An 18,278-nucleotide genomic window follows, 5' to 3' on the forward strand; every position below is an offset into this window, starting at 1 on the left:
CGACGTCCGGCTCAGCCGGAAATCGCCTTTCCAGTCATGAAAGCCGCAGCCTTGGCCGCGATCATCATCGTCGGTGCATTGGTGTTGCCGGATACCAGTGTCGGCATGATGGAGGCGTCGCAAACGCGCAGACCCTCGATCCCACGGACCTTCAGATCCGGCCCAACGACGGCCATGCGATCGTCCGCCCGGCCCATACGGGCCGTTCCCGCCGGATGGAACACGGTCTTGCAGGACTGGCGAATGTAATCGCGGAGCGCTTCGGGATCTTTCTCGACGCCCGGCTTCGGCAGCACGCGGCGCTTGACCAGCCTGGCAAGCGCCGGCGCGTCGAGGATGCGGATCGCCGTTTCCACACCGCGCACCAGGGTTTCAAGGTCGGCCGGATCGGAAAGCAGGTTGGCATTGAAATCCGTCTGCTCGGTCGGATCGGCGCTTTTCAATCGTATCCAACCGCGCGAGCGCGGCCGCAGATAGCATGGGCCAATACTCAAGCCGTGGCCTGGTTCCGGATCACGATCGACGAAACCGATCAGAACAGGCAGGACGTGGAACTGCACATCCGGCTGGCCGGTGCCTGACGTATCGATGAAACCGCCGCATTCGACGACATTGGACGACAGCAGGCCGCGATGCGAAGTCAGATAGCGCAGCATATGGCCGGCGGCCCGCAGCCCCTTGTCATGGCCGAGGATCGAGATCGGCTCACGCGTCTCGCCCTGTACCGGCACCTCGAGATGATCCTGATAATTGGCACCGACACCCGGCAGATCGGCAACGATCTTGATGCCCAGCGAAGAAAGATGCGCGCCGTCGCCGACGCCGGACAGCTGGAGGATCTTCGGTGTTGCGATAGCACCTGCGGTCAGCGCGATCTCCCGGGACGCCCTGAAGACTGTGCCATCGAGCAGCTCGACACCGGCGGCCTTCTGCCCTTCGAACAGGATACGGCCGACCTTGCGCTCCGTCAGCACGGTCAGGTTCGGCCGCTTCTCCGCCTCGCGCAAAAAGGCCTGGGCCGAGCTCCAGCGACGACCGCCATAGGTGGTGCTCTGATAGAAGCCGACACCGGCCTGATCCGCACCGTTGAAATCATCATTATGCGGAATGCCGATTTCGGTCGCCGCCTTGATGAAAGCCTCGCTCAATGGATGGCGATGGCGCGGGTCCGAGACACGCAGACCGCCCTTTTTCCCATGGTACTGGCCGTTCAGCCGCTCATTGTTTTCCAGAGAACGGAAGGCCGGCAGCACATCCTCGTAGGACCAGCCCTGGCAGCCCATCTGCGACCAGGTATCGTAGTCGTTGCGATGACCGCGAATATAGATCATCGCATTCACGGAGCTGCCGCCGCCGAGCACATTACCCTGTGGCACGATGCTCGGACGCCCATTCAGGCCCTTGTCAGGGTTCGAGGCATAGGGATGGATGTCAATGCCCTTGCCCAGCACCTTGAAGAAGGTCGCAGGAATGTGGATCCATGGGTCGGAATCCCGGCGGCCGGACTCGATCAGCAGCACCTTATGCGCCGGATTTTCTGAAAGCCGATTTGCCAGCACGCAACCCGAAGAACCGCCACCGACAATGATATAGTCGTAAGTCGTCATGGCTCAGCTCAATACGGTCTGGATCGTGGTGAATTCCTTCAGCCCTTCCGCGCCGAATTCGACGCCGATGCCGGACTGCTTGACGCCGCCGAAAGGTGCGTTCGGCTGGATCGTGCCATGCTTGTTGATCCAGACCGAGCCGCATTCGAGCTGCATCGCGTAGCGCTTCGCCTTCTCGACATCGGAGGACCAGACGGAGCCGCCAAGCCCGGCAGGATTCTGGTTGGCGCGAGCAACCACTTCGTCGATGTCGCTGTAGCGGATGATCGGCAGGGCCGGACCGAACTGCTCCTCATCGACCAGGCGCACGCCATGATCTACATCTGCGACGAGCGTGATCGGATAGAAATAGCCCGGGCGATCCATCGGTGCGCCGCCGGTCAGGATGCGCCCGCCATTGGCGCGCGCATCCTCGACCAGTTCGCGCACCTTGTTGAACTGCATCTCGTTCTGCACGGGGCCGAGAATGCTTGCCTCGTCCAGCCCGTCGCCGACGGCGATCTTGGAAGCATAGTCCGCAAGACCACGGCACACTTCCTCATAGATGCTGTCATGCACGTAGAGACGCTTCAGCGCCGCGCAGGTCTGGCCATTGTTGATGAAGGCGCCCCAGAAGAGGCCCTCGATAATGGCCTTCGGATCGGCATCAGGTAAAACGACGCCGGCATCGTTGCCGCCAAGTTCCAGCGTGAGGCGTTTGAGGGTCGCAACCGCAGATGCCATGACCTTCTTGCCCGTTTCCGTCGAGCCGGTGAAGGTCATCTTGGCGATGCCCGGATGGGAAGAAAGCGCCGCACCAATCCTGTTTTCGCCGGTGACGACGTTGACGACGCCGGGTGGGAGAACCTCGTTCATGATTTCGACGAGACGGATGGTCGACAGCGGCGTCAAGGGCGACGGCTTGATGACGACGGTGTTGCCGGCACGAATAGCCGGAACGATATGCCAGCACGCGATCATCACGGGCCAGTTCCAGGGCGTGATCGAACCGACGACTCCGATCGGCTTGCGATGCAGCTCGACGCGGCCTTCATTATCGTCCTGCAGGATCTCGATTGGCAGATCCAGCTCGGCAGTATGGCGCGTCCATGCCAGCGCGCCACCGATCTCGAAGCGAGAGCCGAGACCATTGAGCGGCTTGCCCTGTTCGCGTGTGAGCAGCTGGGCCAGCTCCTCGGCGTGCTCGCTGATCTTTTCCGCAACGGCATGGCAGGCCGCCGCACGTTCCCCGCTCGATACCTGCGACCAGCCCTTGAAGGCTTGCGCGGCCGCGGCAACGGCGCGATCGAGATCCGCTTCGCCGGCAAGCGGCATAAAGCCGACCACGTCGCCATTCGATGGGTTTTTTACCGGCGCATGATGGGACGTGGCAACAGGCTCGCCACCGATAAGCAGGGTGTACTGCTTCACGACATTTTCCTCCCGTGACTTTCGGGAGGACTATGGCTTTTGCCCCAACATCCGTCTTGGGGAGAAACGCGCCTCGTCTTGGACTGAAGCGCAGCCCCGCGGTTCAGTCCGATCTATGGGCCGGCTCTGCGGCGCGCAGCAGCTCGCTCGGCGCACAATCGAACAGTTCCTTGAAGCTGCGATTGAAATAGGAAATGTCATTGAACCCGGCCGAATAGGCGACTTCGGCTATCGTCGTCGGGTTGCGCTGCTCCTTGAGCTGCTCGATCTTTTCCCGTGCAAAGCGCAGCCGCTTGTCCCGAATGACCGTCGTGCAGGTCATGCCCATGCCCTGAAAATCCTGCTGCAGTGTACGGATCGAAATGCCGAGCCGTGTCGCCAGCCATTTGGCGCTGAGGTCGCTATCGGTCAGATGCTTGTCGATGAGGATATCGACCATCTGCATGCGCTTGCTGGCGCTTTCATGCAGAGAATTCAGGCTTGCCGTCTGGGCGCCTGTGGAGAGGAATGCCTGGCGGGTCGTGTCGAACATCAGCTGGCGAAGATAGGGCGAAGCTGCTTCATTATCCGGCGTGGTCATCATCTTGGCGATCAATGCACGCAGCATCATTGCCATCGGATCGCTCGCCTCGAGCTTGCGCGCAATATCAAAATCGATCTTGCTCTCGGAATACATCAGCTGCCGGGGCAGATGCAGCGACAGGTGATTGGAAAAGTGCCCGCGGAAATAGAAAGTTGTCGGTCGCGTGGAGTCGACAAGAATGCATTCGCCGACATCGAGGATGTTCTGCTGGCCGGAATGCTCGACGCCGCAGACGCCTTCCAGCTGCAGGATCAGGAACAGGTGCTCATTGGCGTCGCGGCGAATGTCATCCCAATCGCGATGAACATAGTCGAGATCATTGGAAACATGGGCGAATTCCATGCCGCAGACGTCGATGCGGCTGGCTGTGCCTATGACACTGTCACCGCGCTGCACCGTGTGCGGATTGAAGTTGCCGCAAATGCTCTGAAGATCGTCAACCCACTGGTCGTAGGGCGTCGGCGACCAGGTCCGGTCGACCAGGCTGCGATTTTGTAGCAGGTCCAACTCCGCCTCCCAACAGTGTCAGCACCGCGGAAGACTGCTACAGATCTCCTGACGCGTCAATCAAATACTTAACACATTAATAAAATCGAAGAGGCCTCATTCCTCACCGGCTGGGCCGTTCTCCAATTTCAGCGAGGCAAGCTCCTCCAGCATATCGAGCAGCTTCTCCACCCGCTCTTCGCCGAAACGGGCATCGATATCGGCATAGACTTTCTGGCTTTCCGGCATGACGTCCTCGACGATCGCCTGCCCTGCCGGGGTGATCTGCAGCAATACTCTGCGTCCGTCGGCATCATCCTTGTGCTTGGTGATGAAGCCGCGCTCCTCAAGCGAGCGGATCATGCGCGTCAGGCTCGGCGCTAGAATGGATGCCTTGTCGGCCAATTCGGTCGCGTCAAGCTGGCCGCCTTCATAGAGAATGCGAATGACACGCCACTGCTGCTCGGTTACGTCATGCGCCGCCAGGATCGGCCGGAAATGGCTCATGACCGCTTCACGGGCGCGCAGAAGTCCGATCGCCAGCGAGCGGCGGCGATCGCGCAGCGGCCGCTTAGCTTGTTTTGCTGCGGTTTCAGGTTCTAGGCGCGGCCTCACGCCACTGTCTGTTCTGTTTTGCATCTTTTGCATGTTCGCTTCGATTACGGCCCTCACTGATTAACATGAGAATCATTCAAAGCAAGGCGATCGCATGATATCGATCAAAGCCGACAACAAGGATCGTCGCCGCGCGGCGCGCTTTCTCGCAACGGATTACGGCACCTGTACCAGGCGGCCGCTGCCTCTGATTTCGGAACGCCGCAGCACCGGATGTCCGTAGAGTTCGATATTGCCGCTTCCGCTGATCGAGATGTCTGCATCCGCCGCAGCGGCGACTTCCGCATCGCCGCTGCCATGAATTCTGATCTTCACGGATTGAGCGGCCAGGTCCTTGAGACGTGCAGTGCCCGAACCCGATACATCCAGATCCACCGAGCGCGCGCTTCCCGTGGCCATGACGCTGCCGCTTCCGGATATCCTCAGGCGCAGATCTGCCTGATCGAGCTGCGACAGAGCGAGATCGCCGCTGCCCCGCACCCTCCAATTAGTGACGAGCGGCCCCGACAGGCTGACATCGAATTTGGCGTTGGACCAACCCGGATTGCAATCCATGCTCAGCCTTCCGCCATCGAGCCGCACATGATCGAGAAGCGCGGGATCGCCGGTGATGACGGCCTCCGCCTTTCCGCCCGGCTGATAGTGAACGGAGGCCGGGATATCGATCGTCAGGCTGCCACTGGAGCTGAAAGGCAGGATAACCTGCTGCCGGCCGGATACCGCAGATCCGCAGCTGGATTGCATGCCACCCCACCAATGCGCTGCGTTTGCCCAATCCGGCCCGGAAAGTCCGATGCCGAGCGCAAGAAAGACGGATGCACAAATCAGTCCGGTCGTCGCGACAGTCGCCAGCTTCCCGTTCATTGTCCTTTTCCTCCAACGATGTGCAGTCCGGCGCTCAAGCTCGACCTTCGTCCACTTGCGCCAGGCGGAAATGCAGGCGGGCATATTGCCCGAGCATGCGGATACCCAAACTCAAACCCATCAGCAGCAAAGCGCCGCCACCGATGAAGCAGCTCACCAGCCCGGCACCGACAAGCAGGCGGGCCAGCATGCCGACGGAAGGCAGGCCGATATGGAACAACACGGTCGTGACGATGATCTTCAGGCCAACGGCGCCGACGGCCACCAATGCGATCGCAAGGCCGAGCGTGACGAATATCGCCGCAAACAGCAAAGGCAGCAGGAAGAAGATATCGACGATGGCAAGGCCAGCCAGCGCCATCATGGCAGCCAGCAGGTTCGGCACGCTCCAATGCGCCTCGAAACGGCGCAGTCCGACATCCGCGCGCAGCTCTCGCGCAATCCTGGCGGGATCACCGAGAGCGGCGGAAACCTCCTCCTCGCTTCGGCCAGAGGCCTCGGATTCGGAAAAATGGGCGGCATAGTCGGCCACGATATCGTCGACCTCGTGAGGAGGCAGGCCTGCAAGTCCCAATCTCAGCGTGCGCAAAAAGGCTTCCCTGGTCATGGCAAATCCTCGAGTAGCTTGTCGACGGAGCCTGCTAGCGAGCGCCAGTCGCGGCGATGCGCTTCAAAAATCGAGCGCCCCAGCGGCGTGAGCCGATAATATTTACGCGGCGGCCCGTTGCTCGACTCGACGATGCGGGTCGCAACCAGTCCGTCATTCTGCATCCTGCGCATCAGCGGGTAGATCGTTCCTTCGCCCATGCCGACCGCAGCAACCAGCGTACTCGCAATTTCATAGCCGTAGCTTTCGCCCCGCGAGAGCACGGCTAGGACGCAAAGATCGAGCACGCCCTTCCGCAATTGAACTTGGATGGAGTCAGTCATGAACGCCTCAGCTTTACAGAACGAATATAACAAGCTATCTGTTTATGCAAGGTAGCTCGATGGCTTTCATAGCCGACATATGCCGCCTTCGCGTCAACTGACCTACCGACCGGCGCGCCTTGCCATCACAGCCCATCGCGCAGCGTATATTTCTGGTTAAATGGAGCAGTTGTCATGATCCGCTTTAGCCTTGCCCTCGCGGCCGCGCTCTTTCTTGTCGCGTCATCGGGATATGCGGCAGGTTTGAAATTCATTCGCATCTCCGGAGATACGGATAACCCGGCGATCGACGCCGCCATATGGTCTCCTTGCGCTACCCCTCCGACAGAAGTGAAGATCGGTGCTCTCGCAATACCGGCAACGCCGGATTGTCCAATTGCAGGCGAGGAGCTGCCGCTCATCATCTTCTCGCACGGCTATGGCGGCTGGTATCTCGGCCATCACGATACCGCCGAAGCGCTTGCCGACGCTGGCTTCATTGTCGTTGCCATCAATCATCCGCACGCCAATCATGCCGACATGAGCCGGGCAAACGGTCTTGGCGTATTGATCGAGCGACCTGCCGATATCAAGCGGATCGTCGATTTCATGCTTGGTGCCTCCCCCGATGCTGCGAGGATCGATCCGCAGCGGATCGGCTTCTACGGATTTTCCCAGGGCGGATATACCGGTCTCGTCGTTGCGGGAGCCAATCCGGATTTTACCAAGCGGCCTCCACGCTGTTCAGATCCAAAAGCAGCCGGCTGCCCGCCAGCGGACCATGCTCAGCCTCCGCGGCGACAACCGCTACCACAATCATTGACCCATGACCCCCGTATCAAGGCAGTCGTTGTAGCTGACCCGCTGAGCATCGTCTTCCAGACTGTGGACAGCGTGAAAGATGTCAGAGTTCCGCTTCAGCTTTGGGGCTCGGAACTTGGAGGGGGTGGTGGAGCATCTCCCGAAAATGTCGCGACGCTTGCGCGCCTATTGCCGGAAAAGCCTGATTTTCGGATCGTCCCCAATGCCGTGCATTTGTCGTTTCTGACACCCTGCCCGGAAATGCACCCATCGTCCGATGCCTGCATCGACGCGCCGGGGTTCGATCGCATCGCGTTTCATAGGCAGTTCAACGCCGCGGTCGTCGCATTTTTCCGCCAGCACCTGGTGAAACCGTAACAGCGAAGGTGCCCGCGTGTCGAACGCCGTCGAATTGTGCGCAGACATTATCAGTGTTGAAACTCGTCCGCGAATCCGATCAGATCAAGACATGACGAAAACGATACGCATTGCGGCGGCTCTGGTGTTGCGCCCGGACGGGAAGACATTGCTCGTGCGCAAGCGCGGTACCGCTGCCTTCATGCAACCCGGCGGCAAGATGGAGCCGCAGGAGACGCCGGAGACGGCGCTGATCAGGGAACTCTTCGAAGAGCTGGGGCTTACCGCGGAGGCTAAGGATCTGATTTTTCTTGGCGGTTTCCAGGCGCCAGCTGCCAACGAGCCGGACCATACCGTCGTTGCAGATATATTCCGGCTGCATGTGGGCGATACGGCAATCACGGCAGCGGCAGAGATCGAAGAGATCCGCTGGGTATCACCCCAAGATCCGGGAGATATCACCATGGCGCCGCTGACCGAACATCATGTCCTGCCATTCCACCGGCAACAGTCACATTCACGATGTGACTGACATCCAACCCAGGCACGGCGAAAGCCGGCAGGTCCCGCACCGTTCTTGGCAAACAGATATTTGAACGCCGGCACCTCGCATCTCCTGAAGGCGCGCAATCTGAATATTGTGGTAAAATGAGAATATAACAGTTCTAAACTTCTATCGCCTGATATTTACTATGAAAATAAACCAAGGACAAAGAATATCCAAAGTCACGTCAATTTTTATTGAAAGCAAAAACAACATTGGATACATAAATAAAAAACATTGCGTGAGGCCGAAAATGAAAAGGGAAAATACTGCCAGCCATGAAAGGTATATTGAGCTCACGAGCAAGATTGTCTCTGCCTACGTACTTCGCAATGCGACAACGCCGGAAGACTTACCCAGGCTCATCACGGAGACTTATTCTGCACTGACAGGCTCTCAGCAGGCCGCCTCAACAACGACGGCGATGGAAAAGCTGCTGAAGCCGGCCGTGCCGATCAAAAAATCCATAACAGACGACTATCTGATCTGCCTCGAAGACGGCGGAAAATACAAGTCGCTCAAACGGCACCTGAACAGCAAATACGGTCTGACGCCCGAAGAATATCGAAGGAAATGGGGCTTGCCCGCGGATTATCCGATGGTCTCGGCGTCCTATGCAGCCACAAGATCGACGTTGGCAAAGCAGGCTCTCCTGGGCCATACGAAAAACCTGAGCGACATTCCTCCGGCGGTCGAACCACCACGGCGCCAGCGGAAGGCCGGCTAATCCGGATCGTTTCGTCACGCACCATAACCATGCCGCCCGTTTTTTTGAACGGGCGGTTTGCTTTTTGCATGAACAAAATTGATCACGGGCTGGGGTATAAATTCAGGACCGCCCCTTGGCAGTGGGCTGGCACCTCATGATTTCGCTCGCCAGCCTGGATGCGATCCGCTCGCAGCCGTTAAGACGTTTCGATCGTCCTGGCATTGACCGTGATGGCGCGGCCGGCGAACCAACCGTTGATCGCGGCACCGAGGCCAAGCAGCAGGAATAGGACGGAGCTCCATGCGAAGCTTCCAGTCCAACCATGGATCATGCCGACCACCAGCGGACCGATCGCAGCAAGCAGGTAACCCACGAATTGCGCCATGCCGGAGAGATGCGCGGCAACATGCGCATCGGGCGATCGCAATACGATGACAGTCAGCGCCACCGCGATCAATCCGCCCTGCCCGATGCCCTGAAGCACGGCCCAGAACCAGACCGTCCAGAGCGGAGCAAAGAGCAGCCCCAGCAAGGCGACGACGGCAATTGTGCAGAGGATGACATTGATCGCGCGCTGATCTCTACCCTTGACGGCGATATGAGGCGCCACCAAGCAGGCGGCCGCCTGCACCATGACCGAGGCAGATACGATGACGCCAGCCGTCACGCCGTCGAGACCACGTTCACGCAGAATGGGCACCAGCCAACCAAAGACGCAATAGGCGAGCGCCGATTGCAGTCCCATGAAAAGCGTTACCTGCCAGGCGATGCGGTCGCTCCACAAACCGGTAACACGAAAGCCGGCGCGCCGCGCCTGGCTGCGCGCCCCGATTACCTGCGGCAGCCAGAGAAGTCCGACGGCAAAGGCAGGCAAGGCCCAGACGGCCAGCGCGCCGCCGAGCGAACCGCCGAGAGCATGCTCGACAGGAAGCGTAAAGCCGGCCGCACTCGCAGCTCCCGCGCATAGCGCCATCGTATAGCAACCGGTCATAAGCGCCGCCTTATCGGGAAAATCGCGCTTAACCACGCCCGGCAACAGGACATTGCCGATAGCAATGCAGGCGCCGGCCAATGCGGTGCCCAAGAACAGCAGCGAAATCGAAGAAAAGCCTCGCAGCGCCGTGCCCAGCGCGAGCAGGAGAATGACACCGAGCAGGACGCGCTCGGTCCCCACGCGCTGTGCCAGCCTTGGCGCAAGCGGTGAAAACAGCCCCATGCAAATGACGGGCAAGGTCGTAAGAATACTGGTGCCGAAGGCGGAGAGGCCAAGACCGGTCCGTATCTCCGGCAAGAGCGCCGATGCGCTGGAAAAAACCGGCCGCAGATTGAAAGCGATGAGCACAAGGCTCGCACCCAGCAAAAACCTGCCGATCGGCGACTTGCCTCCATGCGGCAGCGGTGCGGGAACTTCATCAGCCTCGGCATCGATCAATTCGACGGAGGCGAGATTTTGCGAGGACATGGTCATGACATAAGCAACCGATCAAGTGTAGCGACGATAGGGGCCATGAAGCGGCGCACAGCTCTATCGGCCGCTTCGGGGCTGCCGGTTTCGATGGCGTCGACGATAGCGATATGCGCCTGCATATCCGGCTCGGGGATATCCTCGCCGAGCGTCGCCTCGATGGTCTCGGCAATCGAGAGGGAGAAGAACTCATAGATTTCGATCATCGCCCTGTTCTGCGAGGCCGCGACGACAGCCTTGTGAAAGGCAAGATCACGCTCGACGAACGCCGCCTTGTCGCCGCCGGCATAGTTGCCGCGAGCAACCAGCAAGGCGCGCAATTGCGAAACGGCTTCAGGGGAATGACGTAAGGCTGCAAGCCTTGCTGCCTCGACCTCCAGCGCAAGCCGGGCCTCGAACTGGTCTCTCAATCCGGCGCGGCGGGCCATGTCCAGTGGCCGACCAACATCTGTGTTCGACCGGACATAGGTCCCGGACCCCTGCCGTGTCTCGAGATAGCCCTGAGATACCAGGACCCTCACCGCCTCACGAACCGTGCCGCGGCTGACGGACAGCATGGACGAGAGGGAGGCCTCGTTGGGCAGCTTTTCGCCAACGAGCCAGCGGCGGCTGGTAATCTCGCTGCGAATTGCCTCCACGGCCGTATCCGCAAGCGTCGTTTTGGTCAGAGCGCGCATGGTTGGATTTCATTAAGTCATCGGATGACTTTATCACTTAGTCAATCGATCGTCTTCAGTCAATCGTATTTTCAGCAAGGCGAACAATCGGTTGGCTACGGCGATGTGGCGGCGATGGCGAAACCGAAGGCGGGGATGCAAGTCATAGGCGGATCCGGGATCTGGCAGAGCACCCGAAATCATGGCGAAGGGCTTGCAGCAGATTTGACGCTGGCTGGAGCTTCTCGGAATGAAATAATGCCTGTCCTATGGCATGAAATCCCTATTTGATGGCGCCCGAACGAGCCATGGCCGCCAGGCCGATCGCCGCTACCAGAGAGAATGCCGCCGGGAGGTAGAAAACGTTCGGAAGCCCGAGATAGGCAACGCCGACACCTCCCACACCGCCGCCAAGGGCGCTGGCGAGCGCCGAGGAGCTCATGAAGATCGCCGAAGCCGTCGCGACTGCATTCGGGAGCAATCTTTGAGCAACGATCAGTCCGAGGACCATGTAGAGGCCCCAGACTCCGCCCATCAGAATCTGGCCGGCAAACATGCCCATGGCCGTTGGCCAGGCAGCAAAACAGAGGTTGGCCATGACGCCGCAAATCGCGGCGACACACATCATCCATAAGATGCCGATCCGTCGCGCCAGCACGACACTGAAGGGCATAAGGATGAGTTCGATGAATGGCTGCGTTCCTATCACCGAGCCTTGAATGGAGGGATCAAGCTTGAGCTGGTCCTGCATATAGAGCAGCAGGAATCCGTATTTGATCGGCTCGCCGGCATAGACGAGGACGTAGAGACCTGTAAAGGCCAGCAGCGGCAGCATCTCGGACCAGTCGACGTGACCAATGGCATCGGTCTTCTTGTCGGCTCGCTGCCCCGGACCAACAAGCGCATGTAGTGTTCCGAGCGGCAGGATCTGCGCGAAGAAACAGATCGCCGTTCCCCACAACATGGCGCGAAGCCCGATTTCGACAGCAAACCAGGCGCCAAGAAACGGCCCGATGACCCAGCCCGCGGTCAAAGCCATGCGGATGATGGCCACGACGCTGTCATTCGCACCGGCACCCTTGACTTTGAGATCGTCATGGATGGCGGTGAAGAGCTGCGAGGTGGCAGATCCGGAAAAACCCAGAATGACGGTGCCGATCACGAACGGCATCCATGGTTGCATCGAAAGGGCGATCCCCGCCCAACCAACAGCGCCGGCAACGGCACAAAGCCGAAAAAGACCAAGACGCCTTCCAGTTCTGTCGGAATAGCTGCCAACAAGATAGCCGGCAATCGGTGCGGTGAGACCGGTCAGATAATAGAGCCCCGCCACTGGCAAAGACGTCCCAAGTTCCTTGACGAGGAAAAGAACGATCTGCGGCAGCGAGGCGGATGTTGCAAGCCCGGAGAGAAACAGCGCAAGCGTCGCGCCGCGATACAGCGGCGAAACCCATACCTGCTGGATCGCCGTGGCCCTGCTGGAGGTCGTCGGGGATTGCGCGTCCATAGCCCCATCCGTCTTAACGGTTGTCGAAACGAGTTTGCCGGTTGATCGGCGGGACGCCCTGATCGATTGCAGCAAAAGCGAATTCTGCTGTCCGATGAACCTCACGCCTACGTCCGGGGTGTTGCATATCCTTCGATCAAAGCGGATCGGGAGGCAAATGGTTACATGGAGCTTGGACCCATCTCGCAGAGATTGTCCACACCATTCATCATATCAATTATAGTAACCGGACTCAGCCCGGCATTGCTCTCGAATAGGCTGCCAGAATGAAGCGTTCGGCCTGGAACAGATATTTCTCCAGCGCGTCGGCAGCACTCGCCGGCGCCCCCTCCTCCAGATGCGCAAGAATAGTCGCGTTTTGGCCGACATAGGGAGCATGCAGATATTCGGGATCGCGGATCAGCCCGAAGACAAGGCGCAGTTCAAGCGAGATCTGCGCATAGAAGGCTGAAAGCCGAGGACTATCAGCAAGCTCGACGATCGCGGCATGAAAGGCGATATCAGCGCTGCCGACCTCCAGCCATTCGCCACGATCACGATGCTGCACGGCAGCCTCGATGGCAGCACGCATCTTGTCGACGCTTGGATGGCGGTGATGCGCATTGGCAAGCGCCGAACACTCAATCAGGCGGCGAATATGGAAGATATCCATGATCGTGGAGATGCTCGGAGTGGACACGAAGACGCCGCGATTGGCTTCATGACGCAGCACGCCCTCTTTCGTCAGCAGCCGGAAGACTTCGCGCAGCGTGTTGCGCGAGACCTGTAGCTCCTCGCAAAGAGCTGCTTCGGACAGGTGGCTACCCGGCGATAGCATACCGCTGATCACGCGCTCACGAATGCGGGCAGCTGTCAGTTCCGCCAGCGTCTGCCCCGCCTCAGCGACCGATGTCGGCTCGATGCTCGCAAGATTTGTCTGCTTCATTTGCTCTCCCGGCGCCTGCACTCAATCGTCTTCGATGTCCGGCCATATCAGGCGTTTGCTGAGAAGCGTACAGCGTTCTCATGCTTGTCTGCAGCAGTCGCACCACCCCAACGGCAAGTCCGCTGGACGATTTTATGCAGATTTGTCCCCATTTTTGATTGGCAACACGAAAATTGTTGAACAATATAGACCAGATTGTTGTTTGATGCTATCTCATGCCTAACAAATATAATGGGAACGCGGATACAGATGTTCATAAGACGCCTGTTTTGTAGAAAAACATCGCCAGCCTTTGCCAGGCCGCAACGGGTGTCCGCATGAGCATGCTACTATCCGGCTGTGGCGGCGATCCCGGTGAGCGCACCTGCATCATCGACGCAAAGTGTGACACGGCAATCGTCTCCGATGTCATGAACGACCTGCCCAATATCGAGGTAAGCGCATGACGGCTGCTACAGGCGACAACAAACCGCTTCTGTCTGTAGCGGATCTGACTGTGCGGTTCGGCGAAAACCGCGTCGTCGAAGGACTTTCCTTTTCGGTCGAGCCGGGGCGAACGCTCGCCGTCGTCGGCGAATCCGGCTCCGGCAAATCAGTGACCTCGCTTTCGGTCATGCGGCTTGCCGATATGATGGGCGCGCGCTTCGAGACTGGCAGCATCCTCTTCAACGGCAAGGATCTGCTGAAGCTTTCGCAGAAGGAGATGCGCGCAGTTCGCGGCAAGGAGATCGCCATGATCTTCCAGGAGCCCATGACCTCGCTCAACCCTGTCTTCACCGTCGGCGACCAGATCTGCGAGGTCCTTCTCCTTCACGAGAAGATCGGCAAGTCCGCCGCAATGGCGGAAGCGCAGCGCCTGCTGGAGATGGTGCGTCTGCCGGATGCGCAGGCACTGTTGAACCGCTATCCGCATCAGCTTTCCGGCGGCATGCGCCAGCGCGTGATGATCGCCATGGCGCTTGCCTGCCGCCCGAAGCTGCTGATCGCCGACGAGCCGACGACTGCCCTTGACGTGACGATCCAGGCGCAGATCCTCAACATCATGCGGGACCTGCAGAAGGATCTCGGCATGGGCATGATCTTCATCACCCATGACATGGGCGTGGTGGCCGAAATGGCCGACGATGTCGTAGTCATGTGGAAGGGCAAGAAGGTCGAGGAAGGCCCGGTTCGCGAGATATTCGCCAATCCCAGGCACCCTTATACGAAGGCGCTTCTCGCCGCAGTGCCGAAGCTTGGCAGCATGACCGGTCAGGATTTTCCAAAGCGCATGCCGCTGACTGTCCTCGACGGCGGCGAGCCGAAGATTGTCGGTGAGGAACGGGTCCAGAATACTGCCCGCTACGACCAGCAGCCGCTCCTGTCCGTGCGCGACCTCTTCGTGCGCTTCGATATCAAGAAGAATATATTCGGCCAGGTCACGCATCGCTGCAGTGCCGTCCAGAAGGTCGCTTTCGATATTCATCCCGGTGAAACCCTGGCCCTCGTCGGCGAGTCCGGCTCCGGCAAGTCGACGATCGGCCGCACCATCCAGCAATTGCAGAAAGCGCGTTCGGGCGAAATCACCTTCAACGGCAAGAGTTTTGCCGCCATGTCGGCGCTGGAGCGATTCCGCCTGCGGCGCGACGTGCAATATATTTTCCAGGATCCGTTCGCCTCGCTCGACCCGCGCAAGACGGTGGGTTTCTCGATTGCGGAGCCGATCAACACCCATGGCATCATATCCGGATCGAAGGAGGTTCGCCGCCGAGTGGACGAACTTCTTGAGCGCGTCGGACTGACGCCGGCTCATGCCGATCGCTATCCGCACGAGTTTTCCGGCGGGCAGCGCCAGCGCGTCTGTATTGCCCGTGCCCTGGCCTCCGATCCCAAGCTCATCATCGCCGACGAGGCGCTTTCCGCGCTCGACGTGTCGATCCAGGCGCAGATCATCAATCTCTTGATGGATCTCCAGGCGGAACGCGGGCTCGCCTATCTGTTCATCAGCCACGACATGGCCGTCGTGGAAAAGATCAGCCATCGCGTTGCCGTCCTCTATCTCGGCCAGATCATGGAGATCGGCAGCCGCCGCCAGGTCTTCGAAACACCGATGCATGCCTATACGCAACGCCTTCTCTCGGCCGTGCCGATCGCCGATCCAACGCAGGAGCGCAGAACCACCTTGCTGGAGGGCGAGATCCCCAATCCCGTCCGCCGCGTCGGCGACGAGCCGCCGATCCTGGTTCACGAGGAAATCACCTCAGGCCACTTCATCGCCAAGTGCGCCTGAACGACCACCAACCACTGCATCGATCTGAAGAGGAAACAGGTTCAATGAAAACAATAAAATGGGGATTGAAGACCGCTCTGACGGCACTTGTCATGTCAGGCGTCGCGATCAGCGCCGCTCCGGCCTTCGCGGCCGGCAAGCTGACGGTTTCGTCGTCGCAGGATCCCGGCAGCTGGGACCCGATCGACACGTTCCTCGTGGCATGGGCTGCCGTTTCGACCAACATTTTCGACGGCCTTACCTATCGTGGCCCCGATCTCAAGCTGGTACCGGGTCTTGCCGAATCCTGGGAAGAGCTGGATCAGGGCAAGCGTATCCGCTTCAAGCTCCGCCATAACGTGAAATTCCATGACGGCGAGCCCTTCAATGCCGAAGCGGTGAAGTTCACCTTCGACCGCCTGCTCGGCGAACAGGGCGCCAAGGGACCGCAGCGCTCGAACTACACGGCTATCGAAAGCGTTGATATCATCGACGACTACACGGTCGATATGAAGCTGAAAACGCCCGATCCGGTGCTTTTGACGAAGCTTGCCGGCTATGGCGCGATGATCGTGCCGCCGAAATATATCAAGGAAAAGGGGGAGGATTACTTCAACCTCAATCCGGTCGGCACCGGCGCCTTCAAATTCGTTTCCTATACGCCGAAGGTGAACATCAAGCTCGAAGCCAACCCGGATTATTGGGGCGGCGCACCGAAGCTCTCCGAACTGGAATATCGCTTCATCAGCGAGCCGGCGACCGCCGTTGCCGAGCTTCAGGCCGGCCGCGTCGATATCGTCATCCCGCCGACCATCCCGATCGGCATGCTGCCGGTCATTCAGGGTGACTCCAAGCTGGAAATCGCCAGCGTTCCCGGCCCGACGGTCGATGCACTGCGCTTCAACACCCGCGACGGCATCACGGCCGATCCGCGCGTGCGCAAGGCGATCATCATGGCAGTCGACCGCGACACGATTGTCAAGTCGATCCTTGCAGGCCAAGGCACCGAGATCGTCAGCTTCCAGAATTCGCTTTCCTTCGGCTACGATGCCGATCTGAAGCCGCTTCCCTATGATCCGGCAGGCGCCAAGAAGCTGCTCGCCGAAGCCGGTGTGAAGCCGGGCGCGGCATTGCAGATCGACATTCGCGGCAACGACGCGACCATGAACGAGGTGGCGCAGGTCGTGGCAAGCTATCTGCAGATGGTCGGCCTCACCGCCACCATCAAGCCGTATGAAACCAACGTTCTGCTGAACGACATCATCCCGCAGGGCAAGACCGGCGCGATGTTCCAGCAGAAGTGGGGTGGCTGGACCTTCGACTACGACAACACTGCCTATTCCATGTATCACTCCGGCGAAAAGTGGAACCCTTACGAAAAAGATGCCGCTCTGGACAAGCTCTTGGAATCGCAGCGCCCGCTCACCGATCGCGCCGAGCGCGAAAAGGTGCTGAAGGACATCGGCAAATACGTCGCTGATAAGGCGCTCGAACTGCCGCTCTACAACAGCAATGCGATCTACGGCGTCAGCAAGCGCGTCAAGGGCTTCGTGCCCGCTCCGGATACCCGCATCAAGCTGAACGAAGTCACCGTCGACTAATCATCAAGCATGACGCCGCCGGCACGGCCGGCGGCGTCATCCGAAAGCTCTCGGGGTAAGAACGTGGCCGGTTTTCTCATCAAGCGATTGCTGCAGGCGATTTTCGTCGTAATCGCCATCACCCTTCTCGTCTCATTCGCCATCCGCCTCACCGGCGACCCGGCCGTGATGATGTTTCAGGGCGGCGGCAGCATGACCGAAGACGACCTGGCCCGTATCCGCACAGCCCTTGGCACGGATCAACCTTTCCTCGTGCAGTATTTCACCTTCCTGAAGGGGCTGCTGACGCTCAATTTCGGCCGCAGCTTCACCGGCGGTACACCGGTCTCGCAACTGATCGCCAATGCTCTGCCCGCCACGCTGCTGCTCGCCTTCATCTCGATGGTGGTATCGATCGCGCTCTCCATCCCACTCGGCATCAAGGCGGCGACGGCACGCGGCAAGACGGCGGACCAGGTGATCCGCGTTCTCTCGCTCCTCGGCCTCTCCTTCCCGAACTTCTGGCTGGCGCTGATGATGGTGCTATTGTTTTCCATCACGCTCGGCTGGCTGCCGCCGAGTGGCATGGTCGGCATTTCGAGCTACGTCATGCCGGCCGTGACGATGGGCGTCATCCTGACGGCGACCAATGTGCGCCTGGTGCGGACCGCCATGCTGGAGACGCTGCAATCGCAATATATCATGGTCGCGCGCGCCAAGGGCCTTAGCGAAAGCAAGGTGCTCTACAAGCATGCGCTGCGCAATTGCGCGATACCGCTCATCACCTATTTCGGCATTCAGTTCGGCGGGCTGCTCGGCGGCATCGTCGTCATCGAGCGCGTCTTCAACTGGCCCGGCCTCGGCACGCTGGCATTCGACGCCGTCGGCGCCCGCGACTACCCGGTCTTGCAGGGCGTAATCACCGTGCTGGCGCTCTTCATCATCGGCGTCAATCTCCTCGTCGACATCGCCTATGGCCTCGTCGATCCCCGTATCCGCACGGAGTAACGCT

At 59.6% G+C, this 18,278-nt stretch carries 18 protein-coding genes; 7 read left to right on the forward strand and 11 right to left on the reverse strand.

The annotated features are described in order from the left end of the window. Positions 1–11 precede the first annotated feature (11 nt). From AC13QY_RS00270 to AC13QY_RS00300, 7 genes are all read right to left on the reverse strand, one after another. Positions 12–1,607 (reverse strand): GMC family oxidoreductase, encoded by a 1,596-nt coding sequence (locus AC13QY_RS00270; RefSeq protein ID WP_113350889.1) that lies wholly within the window; start codon positions 1,605–1,607, stop codon positions 12–14. Between the two features lie 3 nt (positions 1,608–1,610). Beyond that, positions 1,611–3,017, reverse strand: coding sequence for an aldehyde dehydrogenase family protein (locus AC13QY_RS00275; RefSeq protein ID WP_113350888.1), 1,407 nt, complete (start codon positions 3,015–3,017; stop codon positions 1,611–1,613). Positions 3,018–3,120: 103 nt separating this feature from the next. Beyond that, positions 3,121–4,107 (reverse strand): helix-turn-helix domain-containing protein, encoded by a 987-nt coding sequence (locus AC13QY_RS00280; RefSeq protein ID WP_113350887.1) that lies wholly within the window; start codon positions 4,105–4,107, stop codon positions 3,121–3,123. A gap of 96 nt (positions 4,108–4,203) precedes the next feature. After that, complete coding sequence (gene hpaR / locus AC13QY_RS00285; RefSeq protein WP_113351071.1) at positions 4,204–4,725, reverse strand: homoprotocatechuate degradation operon regulator HpaR; 522 nt, start codon at positions 4,723–4,725, stop codon at positions 4,204–4,206. Positions 4,726–4,857: 132 nt separating this feature from the next. Continuing rightward, complete coding sequence (locus AC13QY_RS00290; protein ID WP_113350886.1) at positions 4,858–5,565, reverse strand: GIN domain-containing protein; 708 nt, start codon at positions 5,563–5,565, stop codon at positions 4,858–4,860. Between the two features lie 34 nt (positions 5,566–5,599). After that, entirely contained in the window at positions 5,600–6,172 is a 573-nt protein-coding gene (locus tag AC13QY_RS00295; RefSeq protein ID WP_113350885.1) for a DUF1700 domain-containing protein, read from the reverse strand. After that, positions 6,169–6,495 (reverse strand): PadR family transcriptional regulator, encoded by a 327-nt coding sequence (locus tag AC13QY_RS00300; protein WP_092707768.1) that lies wholly within the window; start codon positions 6,493–6,495, stop codon positions 6,169–6,171. The genes AC13QY_RS00295 and AC13QY_RS00300 overlap by 4 nt, the downstream gene beginning before the upstream one ends. A 174-nt stretch (positions 6,496–6,669) precedes the next feature. Here AC13QY_RS00300 and AC13QY_RS00305 point away from each other — a divergent pair, with 174 nt between their 5' ends. From AC13QY_RS00305 to AC13QY_RS00315, 3 genes are all read left to right on the forward strand, one after another. Continuing rightward, positions 6,670–7,653, forward strand: coding sequence for an alpha/beta hydrolase (locus tag AC13QY_RS00305; RefSeq protein ID WP_113350884.1), 984 nt, complete (start codon positions 6,670–6,672; stop codon positions 7,651–7,653). 91 nt (positions 7,654–7,744) lie between these two features. Then, positions 7,745–8,164, forward strand: a complete 420-nt coding sequence (locus tag AC13QY_RS00310; RefSeq protein WP_113350883.1) for an NUDIX hydrolase — start codon at positions 7,745–7,747, stop codon at positions 8,162–8,164. Positions 8,165–8,429: 265 nt separating this feature from the next. Then, entirely contained in the window at positions 8,430–8,903 is a 474-nt protein-coding gene (locus AC13QY_RS00315) for a Ros/MucR family transcriptional regulator (protein ID WP_488492746.1), read from the forward strand. A 178-nt stretch (positions 8,904–9,081) separates the two neighbouring features. Here the strand turns inward: AC13QY_RS00315 and AC13QY_RS00320 are convergent, their stop codons facing one another. The 4 genes from AC13QY_RS00320 to AC13QY_RS00335 all read right to left on the reverse strand — a co-directional run bounded on the left by AC13QY_RS00320 (position 9,082) and on the right by AC13QY_RS00335 (position 13,438). Next, positions 9,082–10,353, reverse strand: coding sequence for a CynX/NimT family MFS transporter (locus AC13QY_RS00320; protein WP_113329307.1), 1,272 nt, complete (start codon positions 10,351–10,353; stop codon positions 9,082–9,084). Continuing rightward, positions 10,350–11,027 (reverse strand): FadR/GntR family transcriptional regulator, encoded by a 678-nt coding sequence (locus AC13QY_RS00325; protein WP_113329308.1) that lies wholly within the window; start codon positions 11,025–11,027, stop codon positions 10,350–10,352. Before AC13QY_RS00325 ends, AC13QY_RS00320 begins: the two co-directional genes overlap by 4 nt. Before the next feature lie 262 nt (positions 11,028–11,289). Then, positions 11,290–12,513 (reverse strand): MFS transporter, encoded by a 1,224-nt coding sequence (locus tag AC13QY_RS00330; RefSeq protein WP_152092997.1) that lies wholly within the window; start codon positions 12,511–12,513, stop codon positions 11,290–11,292. Between the two features lie 232 nt (positions 12,514–12,745). Further along, entirely contained in the window at positions 12,746–13,438 is a 693-nt protein-coding gene (locus AC13QY_RS00335) for a GntR family transcriptional regulator (protein ID WP_113329310.1), read from the reverse strand. Positions 13,439–13,755: 317 nt separating this feature from the next. Between AC13QY_RS00335 and AC13QY_RS00340 the strand changes: the two genes are divergently transcribed. From AC13QY_RS00340 to AC13QY_RS00355, 4 genes are all read left to right on the forward strand, one after another. Next, positions 13,756–13,884 (forward strand): hypothetical protein, encoded by a 129-nt coding sequence (locus AC13QY_RS00340; protein ID WP_267904814.1) that lies wholly within the window; start codon positions 13,756–13,758, stop codon positions 13,882–13,884. Next, positions 13,881–15,707, forward strand: a complete 1,827-nt coding sequence (locus AC13QY_RS00345) for an ABC transporter ATP-binding protein (RefSeq protein WP_152092998.1) — start codon at positions 13,881–13,883, stop codon at positions 15,705–15,707. Before AC13QY_RS00340 ends, AC13QY_RS00345 begins: the two co-directional genes overlap by 4 nt. A 44-nt stretch (positions 15,708–15,751) precedes the next feature. Further along, the gene (locus AC13QY_RS00350) at positions 15,752–17,287 is read left to right on the forward strand and encodes an ABC transporter substrate-binding protein (RefSeq protein ID WP_152092999.1); all 1,536 of its coding nucleotides are present in this window, start codon (positions 15,752–15,754) and stop codon (positions 17,285–17,287) included. A gap of 63 nt (positions 17,288–17,350) precedes the next feature. Then, the gene (locus tag AC13QY_RS00355) at positions 17,351–18,274 is read left to right on the forward strand and encodes an ABC transporter permease (RefSeq protein ID WP_152093000.1); all 924 of its coding nucleotides are present in this window, start codon (positions 17,351–17,353) and stop codon (positions 18,272–18,274) included. Positions 18,275–18,278: the final 4 nt, after the last annotated feature.

The sequence above is a fragment of the Martinezella sp. CNPSo 3795 genome (assembly GCF_057784475.1).

Bases quoted from the DNA above. Each gene is read 5' to 3' on its own strand.
- AC13QY_RS00270 (WP_113350889.1), bottom strand. From the start codon at position 1,607: ATGACGACTTACGACTATATCATTGTCGGTGGCGGTTCTTCGGGTTGC.
- hpaR (WP_113351071.1), bottom strand. From the start codon at position 4,725: ATGCAAAACAGAACAGACAGTGGCGTGAGGCCGCGCCTAGAACCTGAA.
- AC13QY_RS00290 (WP_113350886.1), bottom strand. From the start codon at position 5,565: ATGAACGGGAAGCTGGCGACTGTCGCGACGACCGGACTGATTTGTGCA.
- AC13QY_RS00295 (WP_113350885.1), bottom strand. From the start codon at position 6,172: ATGACCAGGGAAGCCTTTTTGCGCACGCTGAGATTGGGACTTGCAGGC.
- AC13QY_RS00300 (WP_092707768.1), bottom strand. From the start codon at position 6,495: ATGACTGACTCCATCCAAGTTCAATTGCGGAAGGGCGTGCTCGATCTT.
- AC13QY_RS00305 (WP_113350884.1), top strand. From the start codon at position 6,670: ATGATCCGCTTTAGCCTTGCCCTCGCGGCCGCGCTCTTTCTTGTCGCG.
- AC13QY_RS00310 (WP_113350883.1), top strand. From the start codon at position 7,745: ATGACGAAAACGATACGCATTGCGGCGGCTCTGGTGTTGCGCCCGGAC.
- AC13QY_RS00315 (WP_488492746.1), top strand. From the start codon at position 8,430: ATGAAAAGGGAAAATACTGCCAGCCATGAAAGGTATATTGAGCTCACG.
- AC13QY_RS00320 (WP_113329307.1), bottom strand. From the start codon at position 10,353: ATGACCATGTCCTCGCAAAATCTCGCCTCCGTCGAATTGATCGATGCC.
- AC13QY_RS00325 (WP_113329308.1), bottom strand. From the start codon at position 11,027: ATGCGCGCTCTGACCAAAACGACGCTTGCGGATACGGCCGTGGAGGCA.
- AC13QY_RS00330 (WP_152092997.1), bottom strand. From the start codon at position 12,513: ATGGACGCGCAATCCCCGACGACCTCCAGCAGGGCCACGGCGATCCAG.
- AC13QY_RS00335 (WP_113329310.1), bottom strand. From the start codon at position 13,438: ATGAAGCAGACAAATCTTGCGAGCATCGAGCCGACATCGGTCGCTGAG.
- AC13QY_RS00340 (WP_267904814.1), top strand. From the start codon at position 13,756: ATGAGCATGCTACTATCCGGCTGTGGCGGCGATCCCGGTGAGCGCACC.
- AC13QY_RS00345 (WP_152092998.1), top strand. From the start codon at position 13,881: ATGACGGCTGCTACAGGCGACAACAAACCGCTTCTGTCTGTAGCGGAT.
- AC13QY_RS00350 (WP_152092999.1), top strand. From the start codon at position 15,752: ATGAAAACAATAAAATGGGGATTGAAGACCGCTCTGACGGCACTTGTC.